The following is a 21,584-nucleotide window of genomic DNA, read 5'->3' as shown; positions in this document are numbered from 1 at the left end:
CCGTCCTTTTTGGACGGGCGGGACGCCCATCCCACAATAACAATTAAAATTGTAAGTTATTTAATTCGCGATCCTAAATGACAGACCCTTCGCAGGAAATACGGGAGAAAATGTCAGGTTATCACGCACCCTAAAATAGGTTCTGATACACAATTAATATGATATCCGTTGCAATTGCCCCCCATCTGACCACGAATTTCTTCATGTGGTACCCGCCACGTGATTTATCCGTGGAATCAATCCAAAATCGAAAATCGAAAATCACTTATTGCCCCCGCATTGATCCCTGGGGTCAATCTAAAATCGAAAATCTAAAATCTAAAATCGATTGACGGTCGAGGGGGTTTACGCTCATCTGTGAGTAATATTATAGATGGTTGGTGAACCGGCCCCTACCAAGAATTATGGTTAATTTACCGCCCATGATTTAACAGCTTATCCTAACTTTTAACTTTTAACTTTTGCGAAATCGGCAGTTCGATCGCAAATTCTGTTCCTCGGCCAACTTCTGAATGACACTCCAACTTACCGCCGTGGGTGTCTTTAACTATTTGGTAACTAATCGATAACCCCAAACCAGTGCCGGTGCCCACAGGTTTGGTAGTAAAAAATGGGTCAAACATCCTTGACTGAACTTCGGGATGGATACCGGGCCCGCTGTCAGAAATCCGCACACACACTTGATTTTCGCTGCTGACTTCAGTAACAATGCGAATCTGGTTAACTTTGCAAGTACAGTTTGCTGATGACTCTTCCACAGCGTCGATCGCATTTACCAGCAAATTCATAAATACCTGGTTTAATTGAGCCGGATAACACTCGACTTTGGGCAGGTTTCCGTAATTTTTAATAACTTGAATCTCCCGATGTTTTGGCTGTGACTGGAATCGGTGCTGCAAAATCACCAAAGTGCTCTCTATCCCTTCATGAATGTCTATTACTTTGCGATCTGTTTCGTCGAGTCTCGAAAAGTTTCTCAAAGACAGCACTATCTGCTTAATTCGGTTAGCACCTTCTTGCATTGAAGCCATGATTTTTGGGAAATCCCCAGCAATAAAATCTACCTCGACTTCTGCCAATTCTTGGGCTATTTCAGGAACTGGTTCGGGATAGTATTGCTGGTAGAGATCGATCAATTTTACCAAATCGCGAGCGTACTGTGCGGCGGGAATAATGTTGCCGTAGATAAAACTGATGGGGTTATTAATTTCGTGGGCTACTCCCGCTACCATTTGCCCGATACTTGACATTTTTTCTGCTTGAATGAGCTGAGATTGAGCCTTTTTTAAGTCTGCCAGAGTTTTTTCTAACTGTTGCGCTTTTTCTCGTTCTCGCTGTTCGCTAAATTGCAACTCTACTTCGGCTTGTTTGCGATCGCTAATATCAATATGCGTACCCGTCATCCGCAAAGGATTTCCCGAAGCGTCGTGTTCCATCACCTTCGCTTGAGCTAAAATCCACTTCCACTCGCCGGATTTTGTCAGCATCCTAAATTCCACTTCGTAAGTAGGATTTTTGCCTTCCAGGTGAGCATTTAGCGCTGCTTTAGCCGGAGACAAATCCTCTGGATGTACCAGTTGCTCCCAGGATGCAAAACTATTTTCTACCTCCTCTACTTCATATCCCAGCATCATTTTCCACCGTGGATTAAAATAGACTTCTCCCGTGGCAAGATTCCAATCCCACAAGCCCATCGCACTGCCTTCAAATGCCAGATAAAAACGTTCTTCGCTAATTTGCAAAGCTGCTTCGGCTTGTTTGCGATCGCTAATATCCATCACTGTTCCCAACAGTTTTATTACTTCCCCGGTTTCGCTAAAAACAGCTTCTCCCCTTCCTTCCACGTATATAATTTGACGGCTAGGATGCAAAAATCGGAACTCTCTTTTGTAGGCAATGCCTTGTGAGATAGTTAGGCTGACTGTTTCTTGAAATAATTCTCTGTCGTCGGGATGACACATCTTTAAAAGTTTGGCAGATGTCGGTTCAGTTGCACTTGAGTCAAGACCAAAAATGCGGAATACTTCTTCTGACCAAGTAATTTTATTGGTGACTAAATCAAATTCCCAACTGCCGATGTGGGCAATTTTCTGGGCGGCTGCTAGACTAGCTTCGCTTTGTTGAAGTTTAAGTCGCTGTTGTTTATCTTGTTCCAGAAGTGTTGCTTGAGCGATCGCAATTCCCATCTGTGCCGCCACAGCGCTCAATAATGTGATCTCCTCCTGCGTCCAGTGGCGGGGGCGATCGTACTGATGCAAGCATATCATTCCGTTGGCTTTTCCCTGGTAGGAAGTGCGGATGGATATCATCGATTTTAAGCCTATTTGACAGCACAAATCTCGGGCGTTTTCTAGCAGCGGGTCGGAAAAAACATCGTCAGAAACTACAGCTTGATCTTGGGATAATAAAAACTGAACGTGAGGATTGCCCTGTACGGGGATTTCTAAATCTAAAAGCGATTTGGATGCGGATTTTTTGTACTCAGCGACATTATTAATTCTGGGAATAGGGTGTTCTGTGTAGGTATGAACCAAGCAGCAATCAGCATTAAAAATTCTACCTATTTGGGCAGTAGCTGTTTGAAAAACTTGATCTTGATTTAAACTGTATCGAATTTCAAGAGTAATTGTTTCTATTAAAAACCTTTGTTTGATTTGCCGTTCTAAAGCAGATAAAGCTGTTTTTAGTTCTAGTTCAGCTTGTTTGCGATCGCTAATTTCAGTAGCCGTCCCCAAAATTTTCCAAGGTTTGTCGTCTGCGGTTCTGGCAAACACGGTATCCACGCTAACAAACCACCGATATTCACCATTTTTGTGCTGAATTCGGTACTCACACTCAAAGCTTTCACCGTCTTTTGCTGCCTCAATCCTGCTGAGGTGTTCTGAGAATCCTGGCAAATCGTCAGGGTGTATTAAGTTAGGAAGAAATCCTCCTGCCATTTGCTGGATTTCTTCAAAAGAATAGCCAATATCGCTATATATTTCGCGGTTGATATACAAAGTTCGCTGTTCAATCAAATCGGAAACGTACAAAAGATTAGGATGTGTTTTAATTACTGCCGACAGCCAGCGTTGGCTGTCTCGGAGTTCTGCTTCGATCCGCTTGCGTTCTTCTATTTCTGCTTGCAGCCGTGCATTTTGTGCTAAAATTTGTTTATAAAGACGGCTCAGAAGCAGTTGATTTTCGATCCGGCTCACCACTTCTTCTGTTTGAAATGGTTTACTAATGTAGTCGGCTCCTCCCACCGAAAAAGCTTTGACTTTATCAAAAACTTCATTTAAAGAGCTAATAAAAATCACAGGAATATGTTTGGTTTGCGGACAAGCTTTTAACTTTTCGCAGACTTGATACCCATCCATACCGGGCATCATGATGTCCAGCAAAATCAAGTCTGGTGGACTCGACATAGCAAAGTTAAGAGCCAATTTGCCATCTCGTGTCGGTCGCACTTTATATCCCCGCTTAGACAAAAGCTGGGATAAAAGCCGCAAGCTTTCTGGATGGTCGTCCACCATTAAAATATTTTCTTGTAAGACAGTGTTTTCAAGTCTAACTGTTTCTAGTCTTGGATTTTTATCGTCAGTTGTATTCACAGCAAACCCTCAAACTATTCAAGTTGTATATGTGGGAATATTTTTAAAGTCATTAACCGCTTGTAGCTAACACTCTCAGATAAACCAGCACAACTATTGGCTCTCTAGCACACTCTTAAATTATCTGTCATTATATCAAAAGTAACGATCTTTTGAAAATCTTGGTAGCTCAAATTATCGGAGTCTGGTGATAAAACAGCCTAGATTCCTCTAATCACAGGCTAACCAAGCAATATTGATTAAATAAAGGTAAAATTTTTATTCTTAGACTTTATACGACCATGCTTGCAGCCATTGATCGGGTGCTTTGTGTTGAGATTTTTCATTAGATATCCTCAGTAAAAAGGTTAATTTAAACAAGCCGGAACATTGGTGTCAACTTAAGACTAAAAATTATTTTTTTCTGGTTGGTATCCAAGTTGTGAGTTCCCTAAATTTCCCTTATTAAGCAGCCCTAGGGCAGTGTAGGCATAATTGTCAAACAGTTGTTACCGTTACTAATTATGAGCTTAAGTTGACACCAATGGGCCCTAAAAAACTCCTACAATATCTTATATCTTATTTGCGGGATGGGGCTGATTTATGGTATCTTTGTCTCGGCTTGCAATTCTCCGCAAGCGGCGTAAACGGCTTTCACGTTATACCAATTCAGAAAAATCCGAGCAATTTCTAAAGCTAGCTGGGGCTTGCCTTGGTCAATCAACCACTGTAAAAAAGGAGTCATCGTTCGCTCGTTCAGCATCCCACCTAATGATAAAATTCCCCACAAAATTTGGTGCAAAAAAGTCATTTGAATCATCATCCGTACTTCCCAACTTGGGTGTTTTTGATAAAACAAAACTCCCATTCTCCCGCGCTCAATTTCTCGGTTAATCATGCCTGGAATTTGCTCCAAACTAAAAGCTGGATGCCAGTGATAACCGACCGCAGCGGGACATTTAATGAGTTTTAAACCTAATTTTTTTAACCTAACTCCCAACTCTAAATCTTCCCATCCGTACAGTTGAAAGCGAGTGTCAAAAAGTCCAGCGGCCAGCAGCCAGTGGCGGGCGATCGCCACATTTCCCGTAGCAAAATAAGCCGCCGAAAAATCGGTGATTTTGTAAGGTTCTGAGGTAGGATTGTCGAAATTGCAAGTATTAATCACGCTGCCGTAAGTAAAAACAGCATCAGTATCTTTGTAACCCTGTAGTAAAGCATCGGCGTGTGCTTGCAAAAAATGCTCTGTTACCACCAAATCGCTGTCAATAAAAATAATCGTATCGCCATTAGCATCTTCAACGCCCAAATTCCGGGCAGCGGCCGGGCCCTGGTGAGATTGACAGATCGATCGCACATGAGGCAACAAGTCAGCATTTGCGGCCAACCACTCCAGCGTCCCGTCCGTCGATCCGTCGTCCACGACAATTACTTCATAGTCTCTGACAATCTCACCGAACTGCTGATTTTCCAAAGCCAGTAGACATTTTGCCAAAATCGGTTTACGATTATACGTCGGAATTACAACACTAAAAAACACGGTTTTTCCCCATCGCCACAGTTACCGTATCCCACGGTAGCAGATTTTCCGCAGCAACTCCTCCGGTAAATAGCCAAGTTTATCAAAAAAAGAATATATAAATCTGTACTATTTCTGACAAGAATCGATCTCAATTAGGTGCATAATGAAAAGTCGGTTAAATATCACATCTTGCACCATTCTCCAGAACAGGCAAGATGCCTGTTCCACAAAAATGATATTTTTTTGTGGGGTGGGCATCTTGCCCGCCCTTAAAAGCTTAGTGACAAGGGTGCAAGATGTCAGTTAAATTCAGGATGTAAAGAGCAATGAGTCGCGCTAAAAAAGTTGTCCTAGCATATTCCGGCGGAGTCGATACCTCCGTCTGTATTCCTTACCTCAAAAACGAGTGGGGTGTTGAAGAAGTAATTACTCTGGCCGCGGATTTGGGACAGGGAGACGAATTAGAACCGATCCGCAAAAAAGCTTTAGCATCCGGTGCTTCGGAATCTTTAGTTATTGATGCTACGGAAGAATTTGTCAAAGACTATGCGTTTCCAGCGATTCAAGCTAACGCACTTTACGAAAACCGTTATCCCCTTTCGACTGCCCTCGCTCGCCCGCTGATTGCTAAATTGTTAGTAGAAGCTGCGGAAAAATACGGTGCAGATGCGATCGCCCACGGTTGCACAGGTAAAGGAAACGATCAGGTGCGGTTCGATGTGTCGATCGGCGCGCTCAACCCCAAGATTAAAATCTTAGCACCAGCGCGGGAGTGGAAAATGAGCCGCGAAGAAACGATCGCATACGGCGAGAAATGCGGTATTCCGTCGCCCGTGAAAAAGTCTTCGCCTTACAGTATCGATCGCAACTTATTGGGAATGGCAATTGAAGCCGGAATCCTCGAAGATCCTTGGGCGGAACCGCCGGAAGAGGTGTATTTGATGACAAAGGCGATCGAACAAACTCCCGACACACCCGAATACCTAGAAATCGGTTTCGATTGCGGAAATCCTGTCAGTTTAAACGGCACAAATTTATCACCAGTCGCCTTAATTACCCAACTCAACGAAATAGTTGGAAACCACGGAGTCGGCCGGATTGACATGATTGAAAACCGCCTCGTCGGGATTAAATCGCGGGAAATTTACGAAACACCAGCGATTTTAGTTTTGATGCACGCGCACCGAGACTTAGAAAGTTTGACGCTGACAGCAGATGTAACGCGGTACAAGCGAGGCATCGAAGAAACCTACAGCCAAATGATTTACAACGGTCTTTGGTACAATCCTTTGAAAACAGCTTTAGACGCATTTATTCAGGACACGCAAAAGCGAGTAACTGGAACCGTGCGGCTCAAACTGTTCAAAGGAAATGCGACTATTGTCGGCCGCAAATCTGACAATTCTCTGTACAGTTTCGACTTAGCAACCTACGGCGCAGAGGACGAATTCGATCACAAAGCTGCCGAAGGATTTGTCTATGTTTGGGGACTACCAACCCGCATTTGGTCGGAAAAAAATAGAGGTTACAAATAGGAGGCAATTAGGGTTAAAAACCTGATGTTCAGCCGCCAAATCGAATTCGGATTAACAATTCGATGTTAACCCACCGAATCGAATTGGCGGCTACACAAACAAAGTCCGCCTTCGCGGAATTAGAGTAGGGTGTGCACGTCGCACCTTATCTGTCGCAATCGCCCAACCTGTGCCAGTTGCGTAAGTCTTGTTATTATTAAAATCTGTATATGATTATTAAACTCGGTAAATAACCTGAAAAGTTTTAGTCTCATCACTCACATCGGGGTATTATACTGAAAAAGTCAGTCTAATTAATAGTTAGACCTCAGCATATTTGAAGCATAATATTTGAAGCATAAGATCAGGAGAAAATTGGCTATGTCTGAAGTATGTTTTAATGTGAGCGGTCATAAAATACAATTAATTCTAAGCCTGTCGGGTAAACAAAGTATTGTTCATGATAACAAAACGATTTCCGAAAAAGGCAGCTCTCTCGCTCCGACCTCTAACCACTATTTTAAAGTCAGTGAAGATGGAAAGATGTCAAGCTATGAAGTGGTTTTCAAAGCCAACTTTTCGGGTGTAATAGAATATAGTGTTAAACGAAATAATGTGCTGGTTAAAAAGGGTATATTAAGTGCATTCACACCCGGACTAATGAGGATATCCTTTTTTTACATTGGTCTGGCTCTGTTCTTAAATACAATATCTTTAATTTTTATTCCACAATTTAGAGAAGTTTTCCTTCAGTCGCTTTTCAATTATATTGATGTCGGAATAAAATTGCTGTTTTCTATTGCTTTTTTGGGATTTGGAATCTCCTTAAAGAGAGTTCTTTTAAGAAACTTGCGCTTTGTGACCACAGTGCTCTGGATTCATATAGGTCTAATGATTTTCGGCTCCTTATCACTTATTTTCCGCTACCTACAAGAAGGAATTATTTTGAGTAACATTTGGGTTATTGCTATGAGGCTTGGATTTATCTGGCTGTTTTGGTTTCTTTTGAACAATTGTGAGGCGCTAGCTCAAGAATTTAAGTCCCAATCTTCCTAATGTGAGAGTTATCCGGCGATCGTCAAAGCAGGGGGTAAAGTACGCAGGGCCACCCTTGTCAAAGTCCGAGCGAGCGATTTGCGTCATCAAAGGCGATAGTAATAATTGGTAATTGGTAATTGGTTGTTATCTTAATAATTTGTTAAATTGTCTTCAGACAAATTTAGCTTTGAGGCAGGGGTTGAAACCCCTGCCGGATTGCGGCAGGGCTGCGCCAGGATTGCTGGGTCAACGTAAAACAGCCGATCGCTAAGATTTCTGTTTTTCCACACTGCCCAAATCCAACTTAGCCCGCAACTCCTCCTTAATCCGATTTAAAATAGAATCCTCATCCAAAGAAGACAAAATCTTGCTCACCACAGCCTTTGGCCCATCATCTCCCCAAGAAGCACCATTAGCCAAATAAGCCTTAGTAACTTGACCGATACCATAGGAAGAAACCCCCGCGATCGCAGCTTGCGTCACCGCCACAGACAAATAAGGCCCTAAAGCCAAACCCCCCGTCGCCGGCGTCGCCAAACCCAACAATCCTTTCAAAGAACTTAAACCAAAATTAGCCAACAATTCACCCGCCGTAATTCCCCCCATACTAATCGCAATCTTTTGCAGCAATTCCACCGCGCCCGCTTCCGTCATCGCAATGCCGTAAACTTTAGATAAAGTTAATATCATCACCACATCAATTACCGCACCGCTAAGAATATCAACTACAGTAATTGGATTAAGTGCGATCGCCACCGATTTCGTCATTACGCCGTTCCAGATAATTCGATTAGCTGCGTCATCTCGAATCTCCATTTTTCGCTGCACCAAATGCTCGTTAATATCCCCCGCACAGAGCATCGTATTCAGCGCGACCAAAGATTTGCCTTCCCGGTCTAAAACCTCCAAAATCTTTAATTTTAAATCTTGCACTTGTGGCAAACTGCGAGTCATTTGCACCCCCATACTTCCGTCGGGACGGCGCACCGCCCTCGCCGTCAAAGGCGAAGCCGCCGCCATCACAATTTCATCGGGAGACAACAATTCTTTCACGCGATCGTCTCGAATTTTATGATAAATTGCCAGCCTGTCTGCATCAGGATATTGGTCAATTTTATTAAACACTAATAACATCGGTTTTCCGGCTTCCCGCAACTGCGAAAGTGCTGCGTATTCCACCTTCGTAATGTCGCCAGCAACTACAAACAAAATCAAATCTGCTTGTTGAGCAACGCGGCGCGCTAAAAGTTCGCGAGTTTCGCCGTCAACTTCATCTATTCCCGGAGTATCGATTAATTCCACTTGCGACAAACGGTAAATAACTGGCGAAAGTCTATCGGGCAACTTCTCATCAATTCCCTCTCCGACATCCCACTGCCCGATAGTCGTCGTGCGAGTCACCCCGTGAGTCGGGCCAGTTTCAAACACATTTTGACCTAGCAGCGCGTTCAAAACCGAAGATTTTCCCCTTCCCACCATCCCAAACACAGCTATTTGCACGCAAGCGCGCTCTAGCTTGTCGAGCATTTTCTCCAACCCGCCAATTTCCGGTTCCAGTCCAGTTCGCTCTTGAACTGTCAAGTCGAGATTTTCTACTATATCTCGCAGAGCATCTTTAGCGTGGCGCAGGTTGAGTTCTGCCTGAATGTCTGCGAAGCTTAAAATTGTGTCATCTAATTCTCGATCGACATTTGAAAAATCCGAGGCTTCAGTCATTGTTCCCTTATTTTATAGTTCTGTTTTGTTTAAAGTTTCAGCGAATACAATGCTATTCTAGCTTTCTCTGTCTGCTTTGTACATTCTCTCGGATTTATCCAACTCTAACTCTCGGATTTACCAAATTCTAACTCTCGGATTTACTCAAGCCTGACTCAGCCAAAAGTTCTCGCATTCACCCGCAAGCCCGCCGGGGATTTAAATCCCCGTCTTATAGCAAAAGTCGGTTAAAACCGACTGCCAACCTAAATTAGATTGTGATAAATTTCAGTCCTCTTTGAGAGGACTTTCGCTATGAGACAGGGGTTTTTAACCCCTGTCGGACAGTGCGACAGACCACTAAGCCGATTTACCCAATTTCAACTCATTTACAACAATGATTAACCGCCTCCAAATAATAGCCAGTTATCCCTTTCCTTTACGTGTGATAATTTTCCTATTAATCTTGCTAGCAATTTGGCTGCCCCTAGCAGCACCAATTTACTTGTTAGTTAAAGATAGCAACCTTGCAACTATTCTCACTATGGCGCTGTTGTTTACAGAGTTTCTATTTTTGGTGCGGATCTGGGGAAAAAAGGTTTACGGACAAACCCAATTACTCAAAAGTTACGGTTTAATCAATACGCGAAAAAACGGTTTTGAGCTTTTAATCGGATTGGCGATCGGGCTTTTGCTCACTTTTAGCTTATTTGCGGTGCAAGGACTGTTCGGCTTAGTCGCGTGGCAAAATTCTGATAATTTGCCGAGAATCATCGCAGAAGGGCTGTTAAGCGCCCTTGGAGTCGGTTTTGCGGAGGAGTTGGTATTCCGAGGTTGGTTGCTGGACGAGTTGCAGCGGGATTACAATTATAGAATATCTCTGTGGGTGAATAGCCTGGTGTTTGCCCTATCTCATTTTATCAAACCTGTGGCGGCCATGCTGCAGAGTTGGCCGCAGTTTCCGGGGTTGTTGTTGCTGGGTTTGATTCTGGTTTGGGGAAAACGATCGCGCCAAAATCGCCTCGGTTTGTCGATCGGGCTTCATGCAGGTTTAGTCTGGGGATATTACATTATTAACATCGGGCAGTTAGTGCGATATTCGGCCTCTGTTCCCGATTGGGTAACAGGAGTTAACGGCAATCCGCTAGCTGGGGCGATCGGGCTGTTGTTTTTGAGTGTCTTGGCTGTGGGAATGCGAAAAATGTCCCAACAATCCAAGGGTTTCGAGTAAGGACGAATAGTCCTTATTTCAGACTGCTTTGAGGACTAAACTCCTCACTACCAAACAACTTATTACGAAATTGATAAACTTATGAAACTCAGCATCTTTGCCATTGCCACACTGTTAACTTATCCAGGTTTATTTGCTCCCGCACAGGCGCAAAATCCAGCACAAATAAAGCAAAATAATTCTTTAGTTCAAGTGCAGCAAACGCCAGAACAAATTATCAATGCTTGCGTGCAGAATCAGGCTGAAACTCTGCCCAATCCTTTTACCGATGTACCTTCCAATCACTGGGCTTACAAAGCTGTTTTGACAATGTATTATTGCGGGGCTTACCGAGAAGGGATGAACCCTGCTTTAATTAAAGAATCACTGGAATCTGGAGATACTACTAGAGAAAGTTTGCCTTCCCGATCGCCCTTTCCCAATTTCCCATTACAGCCTTTTCCCGTAATTAATTAAAGAATTACTGGAAGCGGGATATCCTACTACAGGAAGCTTTTATTCCCGATTACCTTTTCCGCATTTCCCATTACCAAGATTTTAAAACTCAGCCCGAACCGTAAACGAATAATCCCCGCCCGGTTCAAGCTGATAATCCCATTTTTCTAGAAAACGGTGCAGCGGTTCCTGAATCAATGCCCTACCCTGAGAAGGCTCAAGAATCAGTGTTTTTTCTGACGTGAAACGCCACTGAAACTGCCACTCAAAATTGCCGGCAGTGACTTCACCCTCAATCGTGCCTTTTTGCCAAGATTGGCCAGTAACCCGGACATATGCAGTTGTTTCAGGCAAACGTCTCGAACTCACCTTTTTGTTTCCGCGTTTGTTTCTGCAATTGTGCGACTATTGTAAAGGCTCATGGCTTTTTCTACTCCTTGGTGCAGACTTAGTTCCACAGCTTCTACAACCAGTTTAAGCACTTTCTCTACTAACTGACTTTCCTCTGAGGAAAATTTTCCTAACACGAAGGAAATCGTATCTTTCTCATTTTTAGCAGCATCGTTTTGAGGTTTGCCGATGCCAATCCGCAAGCGAGGAAATTTGTCTGTACCCAAATGAGAAATTGTCGATTTCATGCCGTTGTGTCCGCCGGCAGAACCGGCAAGCCGCATTCTCAATTTCCCGATCGGCAAATCCATATCATCGTATACTATTAATACCGACTCCGCAGGTATCTTGTACCAATCCGTCGCCGCCCGAATCGCTTGACCCGACAGATTCATGTAAGTTAGAGGTTTCAGCAAGCGGATTTTCTGTCCCCGCGGCCGGTTTCCCTCGCCAAATATGCCTTGAAATTTGCGATTTTCCGACAGAGAAATCTGCCAAGATTTAGCCAAGGCATCAACAGCATTAAAGCCGATGTTGTGTCGGGTGCGATCGTATTTAGGTTCGGGATTGCCCAACCCAACAATTAGCTGGGGAATCACTAACTCCGCTGGTGTTTCCGACTTCTGAGTGTTGTTCATTTAACTCTCTGTGCTATCTTCCTTGGGAGTAGCCGCCGTGAGTTTTTCAGTTGCCGGTTTGCTGCTAGTTGCTACTGCTTCTTCTAACTGCTTAGCTTCCCGCGTGAATTCCGACTCAAAATCCCGCGAAGCGTCTTGAAAGCCCCGAATTGCTTTCCCCATACTCCGACCGATTTCAGGTAATTTTTTCGGGCCAAATACCAATAGGGCGATCGTAAAAATAACGGCCATTTCGGGCAAACCAATGCCAAAAATATTCATGGTTTTTCTCCAGCAATTTGTTTAGTTACTTTTTGTTTATTTATGGCAAAAGTAATCGGAAAGGGTAAGGAAAAACGGGAAAACTTAGCTTTTGCCCTTTCTCCTCAACCCTCAGCTTTTACTTTTAGCCTTACTGTTTTGCGATCTAGTTTTAGCGGCCGAGACTCGACCAATCCATATCCACACTCTCCAGAATCAGAGAAGAGTTGTAGATTTGCAAAATAATCAACAAGAACACGAAAAACAGTCCAATGAACACGCTCATCAATAGCGTGGTTCCCCAGCCGGGGGCTACCTTGCCGTATTCCGAGTTAAGGGGTTTGAGTATATCTCCTAACCAAGTCCGTTGTGCCATAAGTCACCTGAAATGAATCTCTACAGAAAAGTTTGACATATTTCTACCGCTAATTGCGATCGCAATTTCTCAGAAATGCCACCGGGGGACTCGCAAAACGGGGAGTGGGGGCTGGCTGCCATACCGTACAGCGCCTAAAATCACGAGACTTTCAGACGGATTGTTATTTTTTGTAATATTATAGAGTGGAGCACTCATAATCGATCAAAAATATGGAACCTGCAGCAGTTCTTGGCATTTCACTGGGCGTGTGTCTGGTGGCTATCACCGGTTTCTCGATCTACACGGCTTTCGGCCCTCCCGCTAAGGAATTGAGAGATCCTTTTGAAGAACACGAAGACTAAAGAAGAAGGAAGGCACAACACGGATTCGGACACGGATACACGGATGAATTTAAGTGTGTTTCCAGATATCTCCTATTCTCGGTCTCTCCCTCTCTCCCTGGTAGATATTCTTCTAGGGGCGGGAAGGGAGTGATGCTGTGAGGCGATCGCCTGTCGTCGTCTACTCGTCAATGGTATATTTTTCATAAATACAGTAAATCTCTATTCCATTTAAGCTAAAAATTATTAGGTTTCAGGGCAAAGCATAATGGGCAATACCTTTGGGCATTTATTTCGGATATCGACATTTGGGGAATCTCACGGCGGCGGTGTGGGAGTAGTAATTGACGGTTGCCCGCCCCTGGTGTCGATCGACGCATCGTTCATTCAAGCCGAACTCGATCGCCGCCGCCCTGGTCAAAGCAAAATTACTACGCCCCGCAAAGAAGCAGATACCTGCGAAATTCTGTCGGGGGTGTTTGAAGGCAAAACTTTGGGAACGCCGATCGCAATTTTAGTCCGCAATCAAGACACTCGCCCCCAAGATTACGGCGAAATGGCGACAACTTACCGCCCTTCTCACGCTGATGCTACCTACGATGCTAAGTACGGAATTCGTAACTGGCAAGGCGGAGGTCGCAGTTCGGCGAGAGAGACAATAGGTAGAGTAGCAGCAGGGGCGATCGCCAAAAAAATTCTCCAACAAGCAGCAGGAGTAGAAATAGTCGGCTACGTCAAACGCATCAAAGACTTAGAATGTGTCGCCGACCCGGACACTGTTACCTTAGAACAAGTAGAAAGCAACATCGTTCGCTGTCCCGATGCCGAATGTGCCGAAAGAATGATTGAACTGATCGAAAAAGTTCGCGACAGCGGAGATTCGATCGGCGGTGTAGTCGAATGCGTCGCCCGCAATGTACCAAAAGGGCTGGGAATGCCCGTATTCGATAAACTCGAAGCCGACTTGGCCAAAGCCATCATGTCCTTGCCCGCCAGCAAAGGCTTTGAAATAGGTTCCGGGTTTGCCGGGACTCTGCTCAAGGGCAGCGAACATAATGATGAATACTATACTGATGATAAGGGTGTAATTCGTACAGTGACGAATCGCTCTGGCGGAATTCAGGGTGGCATTGCTAACGGCGAAAATATAATTTTGCGGGCGGCATTCAAGCCGACTGCGACAATTCGCCAGCAGCAGCGCACCGTTACCCGAGAAGGCGAAGAAACGCTGCTGGCTGCCAAGGGACGGCATGACCCTTGTGTTTTGCCAAGAGCTGTGCCAATGGTGGAAGCAATGGTAGCTTTAGTGTTGTGCGACCATCTGCTGCGCCATCACGGACAATGTGGAACCTTAAAGCCTGAATTTTAAAATGGAAATCAGCTTGTCCTCAGTAGCGGCAAATCCCCTTGATTGCCCTCAACCCTCCGAATCAATAAAAGGTATAGATGATTTTGTAGTACAGTTTTGGGGCGTGCGGGGCAGTGTTCCGACACCCGGACAGGAAACTGTTCGCTACGGCGGCAATACTTCTTGTTTGGAAATGCGAGTCGCTGGCAAACGCTTGATTTTTGACGGCGGAACAGGCTTGCGGATGCTGGGAGACCAGTTGGTGCAAGAAATGCCTGTGCAAGCTTATATGTTTTTTACTCACTATCACTGGGATCACATTCAAGGTTTCCCGCTGTTCGCCCCAGCTTTCATCCGCGGCAATAGCTTTGATATTTACGGCGCGACTCCGCCGGATGGAGATTGCATGAAAAGGCACTTCGTTGAACGGGTGCTCCACTCGAATTCGCCGGTGCCGCTGATGGGTTTGCAGGCAGATTTGAATTTCTACGAACTCAATCACAACCAGACGATGATGCTGGACGATATTGAGATTAGGACGGGTTCTCTGAATCACCCGAATACTGCTATGGGATATCGGGTGACTTGGCAGGGACGATCTGTGGTTTATTGTTCGGATACTGAGCATTTTCCCGATCGACTAGATGAGAATGTCTACAATTTAGCCCTCGACGCTGATGTGCTGATTTACGATGCGATGTACACAGACGAGGAATATCACAACCCCAAGTCTCCGAAGGTGGGTTGGGGACACTCGACTTGGCAGGAAGCGGTGAGAATGGCTAAGGAGGCGCGGGTGAAACGAGTGGTGATTTTTCACCACGATCCGGCTCACACAGACGATTTTCTCGATCGCATCGCCGAAGATGTGCAAATTGCTTTTCCGAAGGCTGTCATGGCCCGCGAGGGTCTGATTTTGCCGATCGGCTTCTGAAAAGTCGCCCTTGCCAGAGCGATCGAACCATCAACCGATCGAACCATAATTGTTATGTGAATATGTGGATCTGGGGCGAAACCAGCTCCACAATTTTTTTGAATACGCAGCAAACTCTTAAGTGCATGGTATAATTCTTGCTTGTTAAGTTTTTAGGCAGATTATTTAAGGTTTTTTTTATTCTTCAACCGCGTCCGCAAGACGCCAAGACGTAAGATAATTGGAGGATTGCCAAGGGTGAAAAGGAGACAGTTTTGAATGTCAACAAACACGGGGAGGCGAGGCTCTCGCACGCCTGAGTGCTAGTCTGAGGCCAGTAGACTTCCAGAAGCCTTGTTACAGATTAATTATTAAGGACAAAAACTGAAGTTATAGCTCGGATCAAATAAAAGCGCGATCGGTTTTTTGGGCTCATGAATATTGACAACTCTCAAAAGCTAATAGCTTTTAGGTACAAACTGAGAAAATTTTCAGCAGTCAATTTGACTAACCAGAAAGAAACGATCGCTCTGGCGTTTGGCAGTAGCTGCGGCAAGCGAATGTTATGACTTGACTATCAAAATGGGAAATTTACGTTTTAGATCTTCAGCACATCAATACAGATGGATTGCCCTAGGCAGTTTTGCTGTAATTATGGGTATTTCAGGCGCCCTGGCCTACCGCCTCGCCCCGCCCCCCGGATTCATGGCTCAAGGCACTCTCAGTTCTAATAATCCGCCAGTCAAATTTTCGACCACGGGCACGACAATTCTCAAGCAGGGAGAGCAACTCACCCCGGAGGTTCTCCTAGCAGATAATGTTGTCAAAGCAGTGGCAGATGCAGTTAAGCTGTCGCCCCAGCAAGTTCGACAAAATGCTATTGTCAAAATTTCTAAGCCGGAACAACCCCTAGAAATTGTGGTTGGGTATCGCTCGCTAGATCAGGAGCAAGCAATCAAAACGGCGGATATGTTGATGAAGGGCATGGTTGAAAAAAGCCGCCTGATTAACAGATATCGGTGGCAATCAGTCAATCAGTCACTCAACCAACGCTTGGCACAAGTCACTCAAGACCTGAAACAAGCTCAGCAAAAACTCGACCAATACGAAAGAGAGCGCGCTCGTCTGTTGCAGCAAATGAAGCTTCAGCAAGACTTTTACAACAAAACTCAGCTTGCAATGGCGGATACGCAAGCGTCGGAAAAAGAAATGGTTAGCAGTTTGGCCGCCGCTACAGTGCCGCAAATTGTGGCGACGCCTACGAGCGATCCGACAGTGCCTCTGATTTTGGGAATTGGCTTGCTGCTAGCAATTTTGGTCAGCCGCGGTTTGATTCCTTCTGTGGCGGATTGGAGGTACAAAGCAGCTTTTCAGCGAGAAGAGAGCGAAAGGCTCCAAAGTGCTTTGTACCGATTGATCAAAGAAGGCCGGGGCGAAATCACTCTGGTGCGGTTTGCGATGGAAACGCGGCTGTCGCCGGATGTCGCTCAGCGTTTTTTGAACCAACAAGCTGAAGTTTTTAATGCCAATTGCGAAATTAAAGACGACGGCAGCATCTTGTATCACTTCCACATTTAAAGGGCTGGGGGCGATCGCGCTTCCCAGAAAAATTTAGCCGATCGAGTCATCACTGCTCGATCGGCTTGTTTTTTTCTTAATCTGATATCTTGCACCATTGTCAGCAACAGGCTTTTCGGCCTGTTCCACAAAATATAAATTTTCTTGTGGAACAGGCCGAAAAGCCTGTTCATAAAAGACTAATGGAGAATGGTGCAACATCTCAGTTAATAGGACTTATATCAGGTTCGGTCGATCGACTATCCCCCTCTAGGTAGGCGCGGGTTTACCGGATCTATAACTTATACTACTACTACAGATTTTGGTGAACCCGCCGACGCGAGCTGGCGTTGCGGTGATTTTACGTGACATAATATTAGGCTCAACCCGGTTTCTTAGGTTGTAGGATGCCCCGGAGCTAAAAATTGCTCGATCGACAGAGGTGTTGAATAACGTAGAACACCCGAAGATTGTGCCAGTGCGTCCCAGACTGGCTAAAAAATATTTTTTTTGTGTTCCGCTTGCTTTTTTCTTAAATATATGTACACTTATAAAAAATAAGTAAATCTACGGTTGCTTTTTACCGGACTTACCGGATTAAGGGTACTTTATCCTTAAATATTTCTTAAGGTAGAGCTCAACTCAGTAGAAATGCTGTAGTATAGAACAATAAGCGATTCAGGGATGTTATGTAGTTTCACATCAGAAACTCGATCGGGCAAAAGCCTAGAATCAAACTCCCCGACTGAAAGGGTACATTTTCATATTGAACTTTTGTAATCACCTAGAGGCTAAATCATGATTTTTGGAATAATTGGTTCAACTTTCCTAGCTTACTTTTTGCTAATGTCGGTAGCTAATTACGGCGACACTGGAATGTAGATTAGTTAAGGCACTTATGCACGGAGACATAAGGCAGCAAGCAAAAAAAGCTGTTTGACAACTTCTTGACAAGTTCGATTAAGTCTCAGCTTCAGCCAACTCTGTCGTGTCACAGTAGTGTCCGATCAAACAAAAAAATGGATGAAGGAGTCGTTAAGTACCGTTGTGATTGGGAAGAGGCAGGCCCTGTAGCTGCCACCAACATAACAGATTTGATGGACTGGCGCGATCGGCTCCACTCTTGGGGATTAATTGGCGTCTACGAAAATGGCATAGGGTTTGGCAACGTCAGTGTCAGACTCGGTAATTCTTGCCAATTCGTGATTTCGGGAACCCAGACTGCACACTTGAGGAATCTGGGGCCAGAATCATACTGTACTGTTACCGAATTTAACTTAGAACAAAATTACCTTGGCTGCCGGGGGCCCGTACAAGCTTCGTCGGAGTCCCTAACTCACGCGGCCCTGTACCTTCAGAGAGAGGAGGTGGGCGGGATAATTCATGTCCACAATCCTAAGCTATGGCAGCAACTGCTGTTTAAGATTCCTACTACTAGAAAAGAAATACCTTACGGCACTCCCCAGATGGCCTTAGAAATGTTTAGACTTTTTGAGGAGGAGAATTTGGCCGATCGCAAAATTCTGGCGATGGCCGGTCACGAGGACGGCATTATCTGTTTTGGCGGCACCGTGGACGAAGCTGGCAAAGTGCTTTCGGCTGCGATTAATGAGATTGGAGTTGAGCGTTGATCTCTCGAACGGTTGATCCATCGCCTCGGTTGTGGTAAAGATCGAGCATCAAACTCTCGCAACCAGCTCAAAAATTGCCAAGTGCCTCTTGCCTCTGTGGTAATGGAAAGATATTCTAAATAGCAGATATATACTAGATTTAATCGTAAAAGCTGAGAGTCATTGTCAGTAACCCAGCCCTAAAGGGACTGAGCTTGGTCGCGACTGATTGAGCAAGCTGTACTGACCAGCCTAAGACTTTAGAGGTCTACGTTATTTGGGTCACGACACCGGAGAATGCGACGCTAGTTTTCCGCTCTGTCGCTTGTAGTTAAACAGCCTTAAGGTCACTGAGGCAGTGCTGCAAGCTTAACAAGCTCTTATAACATTGGCGAAGCGAACATTACCCCGAAAGGGAGCCGGAGATAACCATATCTCCACAGAGGGGTAATTATACCCCTCTACCCCTCGCCGGAGGGGAAAGCGGATTCAAGGCTGTGGTCACGCTCGCCCTTCGGCTTCGCTCAGGATAAACTCCGTCGAATGTATTGAAACCGCCCGTGTCGTTTACCTCTCAGGGCTAAAGCCTCTGAGTTTCCCACTTACCGAGCATTCTTATGAATCAAACTAAACTTGTAAGCTCAAAAGAACTGCAATCAGAGGTATCTCGTCTCACCGAAGAGCTGCAAATGCGCGACCAATTGGTGCAGCAGTTGTCTCAAGAACTTTTCCGGCTGGTGAAGGGCAATTCTAATTTTGTGCCGGCGCCGGAAGTTTCCGATCGCCACCAAGCTCAAATGCAGGCAATGCGGGAACAACTCCAAGCTGTTGAAGAACAGGTGGGTTTTTATCAGGAACAAATCGCCGAACGGGATGCTGAGGTTTACCAACTGCGGCAGTCGGTGCAAGAATTGACGGATCGCTCTCGGATGCTAGAACAGGTAGTGCAGGAATTGCCGGGGGTTTACCGCCAGAAGTTTGCCGAGCGGCTCGATCCGATTAAGGAAAAGTTGGATCAATTGCAAAAGGAAAACCGTCAGTTGCACACTGAGTTGCAAAGCGTAACTTACCGTCTCGCGGTGCGGAGCCGCAAGGCTAAGGGCCTGGATCTGCCGAGCGTCGATGAAACGGACGATCGGGGAATTCAAATGCCGAGCTTTGGCAATGTCTAAGGTTTTGATTGTGGCGGGTGGTGAGAAAGATTCGGCCGCAAGTCTCTCCGCGGCGATCGCTCAATCTGATCCTTTAACTGAAGTCAATATCTGTGGGGTTTCTGAACTCGATTCTGGCGCGATCGCTCCGGGTGGGGCGATCGTTTGTCCTTTGACGCTGGATGTGCCAGAAAATCTGGTTTTTCCTGCTCAAGATGTGTTTCGATTTTGTAGCAATGTTTCCGCAGCGCGCGATCGAGTGTCCCAGGAGTTGCTTTTTCCCGTCGGCGGTGGCAATTTTTGGCTGCCTGTGGTGTTGACGGCAAAGGGCCCACTGTATGCTGAGGCGATCGGTGGGGAACCTTCTAAGCAGTCTGGCGAGTTGAGTTACTCTCAACCGGTGCATTTGTCGGATGTTTGGCGACAGCAGTTGTATGAGTTGGCTTACCGCTTGCTGAATCTTTTAAATGCGCCGCCAGCGACTTATTTGATGCAGTTCGGGTTTGTAGGGGAAAGGATTTGTTTCGATCGACTTTTGCCTTTTCCTGCTGCACCTGCGATCGCTTCTGTCGGCGTTCAAGTGCCGGATTTATTTCTTTGTCATTGGTATTGCTTGACAAATAAACCTATTTATGATATTGAGATTCACTCTGCGGTTGCTTGAAGTCTCTGGGAAACTTGAGATTTAAACTCGGTATCTCATTTTAATCAAGCAACTAAAGCCGGAGTTTCAGTGGAGATAACTTGCTCGAAACTGTCGAAGATTTCAAAGAGTTGGTCGAGTTGAGTAATTTCAAAAATTAGCTTGACTGTCGCTGAGAGGTTGCAGATGACGAGGCGGCATCCCCGGTGGCGGGCGGCGTTGAGTCCGCCGACTAAGGCGCAGATCCCGGAACTGTCGATGAAATCTACGGCAGCCATGTCTATTACCCAGAGTTTGTGGCGATCGGGCACAATCTCGGCTAGCTGTTGCTGGAGGAGGCTGCCGGCTTGGGAGTCGAGGCAGTTGTGAGGTTGAAGGACGATGGGTGGGTTGAAGTTGGGAGATTCCATAGCAGTTATCCTAGGATCGTAAAGTATGAATAAGTTTGTTTAGTTGCTGACTCTCTTAAGAGACTCAGGGGATTTCAGCGTATGTTTTAGGATTGGCGATCGCCCTTGTGGGAATCGGTGGGGAGAGCCGTTGTGATAAATTTAGGAGGAAAACTGGCTGGCGATCGCGCGGAACGCAACTGCAACAATTCTCTATTCATCTAGTATGCCTGAAAGCCTAATTTTTAGTTGGGCCAGCGATCGCGACAACAGTGTGTTTTTCATCACAGCGAAAGATTGCACTATTGGCTGAATCGAGCCAATATATAAATGTATTGAGCTTTGCAAAAGTTTACGAAGGCAGTATCGAATGTCTTTTGAGTTTTTATCGTTAGAGACTATTCAGCAGTTTGCGCGTGATTACGGCTACTGGGCAGTATTTCTGGGAATTTTGCTGGAAAATCTGGGAGTTCCTCTTCCAGGCGAGACTATTACGATTGCTGGCGGGTTTTTAGCTGGCAGTGGGGAACTGAATTACTGGTATGTACTCGGCAGTGCGATCGCTGGTGCTACATTGGGCGGGAATTTTGGTTATGCGATCGGCAGGTACGGCGGCTGGCCGCTGCTGCTGAAGCTGGGACAATTTTTCCGCTTTCGAGAAGAACAACTGTTTGACTTAAAAGAACAGTTTAGCAAAAATGCAGCTAAAGCCGTATTTTTGGGCCGTTTCATCGCACTGCTGCGAATTTTTGCTAGCCCCCTAGCAGGTATTGCAGAAATGCCTTTTTGGAAATTTTCGCTGTTCAATGTTCTGGGTGCTGCAAGCTGGGCATCTGTAATGGTAAGTTTATCCTACTTCTTGGGACAAGTTGTGTCTTTAGAAAAATTGGTAGCTTGGGCTGCTCAATTTGCGGTATTTGCTTTGCTGTTAGCAGTTGCTTGGATTGCAATTCCTATTTGGTTGGAGGCGCGGACTTTGGACAAGACTAAGTAGGGTTG

The 21,584-nt window shown here is 45.4% G+C and carries 21 protein-coding genes; 12 read left to right on the top strand and 9 right to left on the bottom strand.

Going from position 1 to position 21,584, the window contains the following annotated elements; all coding sequences use genetic code 11:
- Positions 1-440 precede the first annotated feature (440 nt).
- Both QUB51_RS22970 and QUB51_RS22965 read right to left on the bottom strand, forming a co-directional pair.
- Positions 441-3,593: a PAS domain-containing protein gene (locus QUB51_RS22970; protein ID WP_333054602.1), complete on the bottom strand. Its 3,153-nt coding sequence runs from the start codon at positions 3,591-3,593 to the stop codon at positions 441-443.
- 580 nt (positions 3,594-4,173) lie between these two features.
- Complete coding sequence (locus QUB51_RS22965) at positions 4,174-5,112, bottom strand: glycosyltransferase (RefSeq protein WP_333054601.1); 939 nt, start codon at positions 5,110-5,112, stop codon at positions 4,174-4,176.
- Between the two features lie 308 nt (positions 5,113-5,420).
- On the opposite strand from QUB51_RS22965, the gene QUB51_RS22960 reads away from it, so the two are divergent.
- Positions 5,421-6,629 (top strand): argininosuccinate synthase, encoded by a 1,209-nt coding sequence (locus QUB51_RS22960; protein ID WP_333054600.1) that lies wholly within the window; start codon positions 5,421-5,423, stop codon positions 6,627-6,629.
- Positions 6,630-6,989: 360 nt separating this feature from the next.
- Positions 6,990-7,664 (top strand): hypothetical protein, encoded by a 675-nt coding sequence (locus QUB51_RS22955; protein WP_333233546.1) that lies wholly within the window; start codon positions 6,990-6,992, stop codon positions 7,662-7,664.
- A gap of 249 nt (positions 7,665-7,913) precedes the next feature.
- On the opposite strand, the gene QUB51_RS22950 is transcribed toward QUB51_RS22955, so the two are convergent.
- The gene (locus QUB51_RS22950) at positions 7,914-9,362 is read right to left on the bottom strand and encodes a GTP-binding protein (protein WP_333211334.1); all 1,449 of its coding nucleotides are present in this window, start codon (positions 9,360-9,362) and stop codon (positions 7,914-7,916) included.
- 376 nt (positions 9,363-9,738) lie between these two features.
- Here QUB51_RS22950 and QUB51_RS22945 point away from each other — a divergent pair, with 376 nt between their 5' ends.
- Together QUB51_RS22945 and QUB51_RS22940 are read left to right on the top strand one after the other, a co-directional pair.
- Positions 9,739-10,572 (top strand): type II CAAX endopeptidase family protein, encoded by an 834-nt coding sequence (locus tag QUB51_RS22945; RefSeq protein ID WP_333054597.1) that lies wholly within the window; start codon positions 9,739-9,741, stop codon positions 10,570-10,572.
- Positions 10,573-10,653: 81 nt separating this feature from the next.
- Positions 10,654-11,028 (top strand): S-layer protein, encoded by a 375-nt coding sequence (locus QUB51_RS22940; protein WP_333054596.1) that lies wholly within the window; start codon positions 10,654-10,656, stop codon positions 11,026-11,028.
- A gap of 81 nt (positions 11,029-11,109) precedes the next feature.
- Here the strand turns inward: QUB51_RS22940 and QUB51_RS22935 are convergent, their stop codons facing one another.
- The 4 genes from QUB51_RS22935 to psbH form a co-directional block, all read right to left on the bottom strand.
- Positions 11,110-11,376 carry a DUF3146 family protein gene (locus QUB51_RS22935; protein ID WP_332958583.1) on the bottom strand — a complete coding sequence of 89 codons (267 nt, stop codon included), beginning with the start codon at positions 11,374-11,376 and terminating at the stop codon, positions 11,110-11,112.
- A complete protein-coding gene (gene pth / locus QUB51_RS22930) occupies positions 11,373-12,035 on the bottom strand; it encodes an aminoacyl-tRNA hydrolase (protein WP_015176009.1) in 663 nt (220 codons plus the stop codon). Before pth ends, QUB51_RS22935 begins: the two co-directional genes overlap by 4 nt.
- The gene (locus tag QUB51_RS22925) at positions 12,036-12,296 is read right to left on the bottom strand and encodes a TatA/E family twin arginine-targeting protein translocase (protein ID WP_333054595.1); all 261 of its coding nucleotides are present in this window, start codon (positions 12,294-12,296) and stop codon (positions 12,036-12,038) included.
- A 151-nt stretch (positions 12,297-12,447) separates the two neighbouring features.
- Positions 12,448-12,651 (bottom strand): photosystem II reaction center phosphoprotein PsbH, encoded by a 204-nt coding sequence (gene psbH, locus QUB51_RS22920; RefSeq protein WP_015176007.1) that lies wholly within the window; start codon positions 12,649-12,651, stop codon positions 12,448-12,450.
- Positions 12,652-12,863: 212 nt separating this feature from the next.
- Here psbH and psbN point away from each other — a divergent pair, with 212 nt between their 5' ends.
- From psbN to QUB51_RS22900, 4 genes are all read left to right on the top strand, one after another.
- Entirely contained in the window at positions 12,864-12,995 is a 132-nt protein-coding gene (gene psbN / locus QUB51_RS22915) for a photosystem II reaction center protein PsbN (protein ID WP_190742515.1), read from the top strand.
- Positions 12,996-13,242: 247 nt separating this feature from the next.
- A complete protein-coding gene (gene aroC, locus QUB51_RS22910) occupies positions 13,243-14,343 on the top strand; it encodes a chorismate synthase (protein ID WP_333054594.1) in 1,101 nt (366 codons plus the stop codon).
- 1 nt (position 14,344) lies between these two features.
- A complete protein-coding gene (locus tag QUB51_RS22905) occupies positions 14,345-15,256 on the top strand; it encodes an MBL fold metallo-hydrolase (RefSeq protein ID WP_333054593.1) in 912 nt (303 codons plus the stop codon).
- Positions 15,257-15,889: 633 nt separating this feature from the next.
- Positions 15,890-16,813 carry a hypothetical protein gene (locus QUB51_RS22900; RefSeq protein WP_333054592.1) on the top strand — a complete coding sequence of 308 codons (924 nt, stop codon included), beginning with the start codon at positions 15,890-15,892 and terminating at the stop codon, positions 16,811-16,813.
- On the opposite strand, the gene QUB51_RS22895 is transcribed toward QUB51_RS22900, so the two are convergent.
- Positions 16,810-16,986, bottom strand: coding sequence for a hypothetical protein (locus QUB51_RS22895; RefSeq protein ID WP_333054591.1), 177 nt, complete (start codon positions 16,984-16,986; stop codon positions 16,810-16,812). The genes QUB51_RS22900 and QUB51_RS22895 overlap by 4 nt on opposite strands.
- An 825-nt stretch (positions 16,987-17,811) precedes the next feature.
- Here QUB51_RS22895 and QUB51_RS22890 point away from each other — a divergent pair.
- From QUB51_RS22890 to QUB51_RS22880, 3 genes are all read left to right on the top strand, one after another.
- Complete coding sequence (locus tag QUB51_RS22890) at positions 17,812-18,423, top strand: class II aldolase/adducin family protein (protein WP_333054590.1); 612 nt, start codon at positions 17,812-17,814, stop codon at positions 18,421-18,423.
- Positions 18,424-19,019: 596 nt separating this feature from the next.
- Positions 19,020-19,574 carry an Npun_F5560 family protein gene (locus tag QUB51_RS22885; RefSeq protein ID WP_333054589.1) on the top strand — a complete coding sequence of 185 codons (555 nt, stop codon included), beginning with the start codon at positions 19,020-19,022 and terminating at the stop codon, positions 19,572-19,574.
- Positions 19,567-20,217, top strand: a complete 651-nt coding sequence (locus tag QUB51_RS22880) for a hypothetical protein (RefSeq protein ID WP_333262402.1) — start codon at positions 19,567-19,569, stop codon at positions 20,215-20,217. Before QUB51_RS22885 ends, QUB51_RS22880 begins: the two co-directional genes overlap by 8 nt.
- Positions 20,218-20,261: 44 nt before the next feature.
- Here the strand turns inward: QUB51_RS22880 and QUB51_RS22875 are convergent, their stop codons facing one another.
- The gene (locus QUB51_RS22875) at positions 20,262-20,606 is read right to left on the bottom strand and encodes an STAS domain-containing protein (protein ID WP_333054586.1); all 345 of its coding nucleotides are present in this window, start codon (positions 20,604-20,606) and stop codon (positions 20,262-20,264) included.
- Positions 20,607-20,955: 349 nt separating this feature from the next.
- On the opposite strand from QUB51_RS22875, the gene QUB51_RS22870 reads away from it, so the two are divergent.
- Positions 20,956-21,579, top strand: a complete 624-nt coding sequence (locus QUB51_RS22870) for a DedA family protein (RefSeq protein WP_333054585.1) — start codon at positions 20,956-20,958, stop codon at positions 21,577-21,579.
- Positions 21,580-21,584: the final 5 nt, after the last annotated feature.

Source organism: Microcoleus sp. AT8-A3, from assembly GCF_036705675.1.
Taxonomy (GTDB): Bacteria; Cyanobacteriota; Cyanobacteriia; order Cyanobacteriales; family Microcoleaceae; genus Microcoleus.
This window is presented reverse-complemented; position numbering and strand designations above follow the sequence as displayed.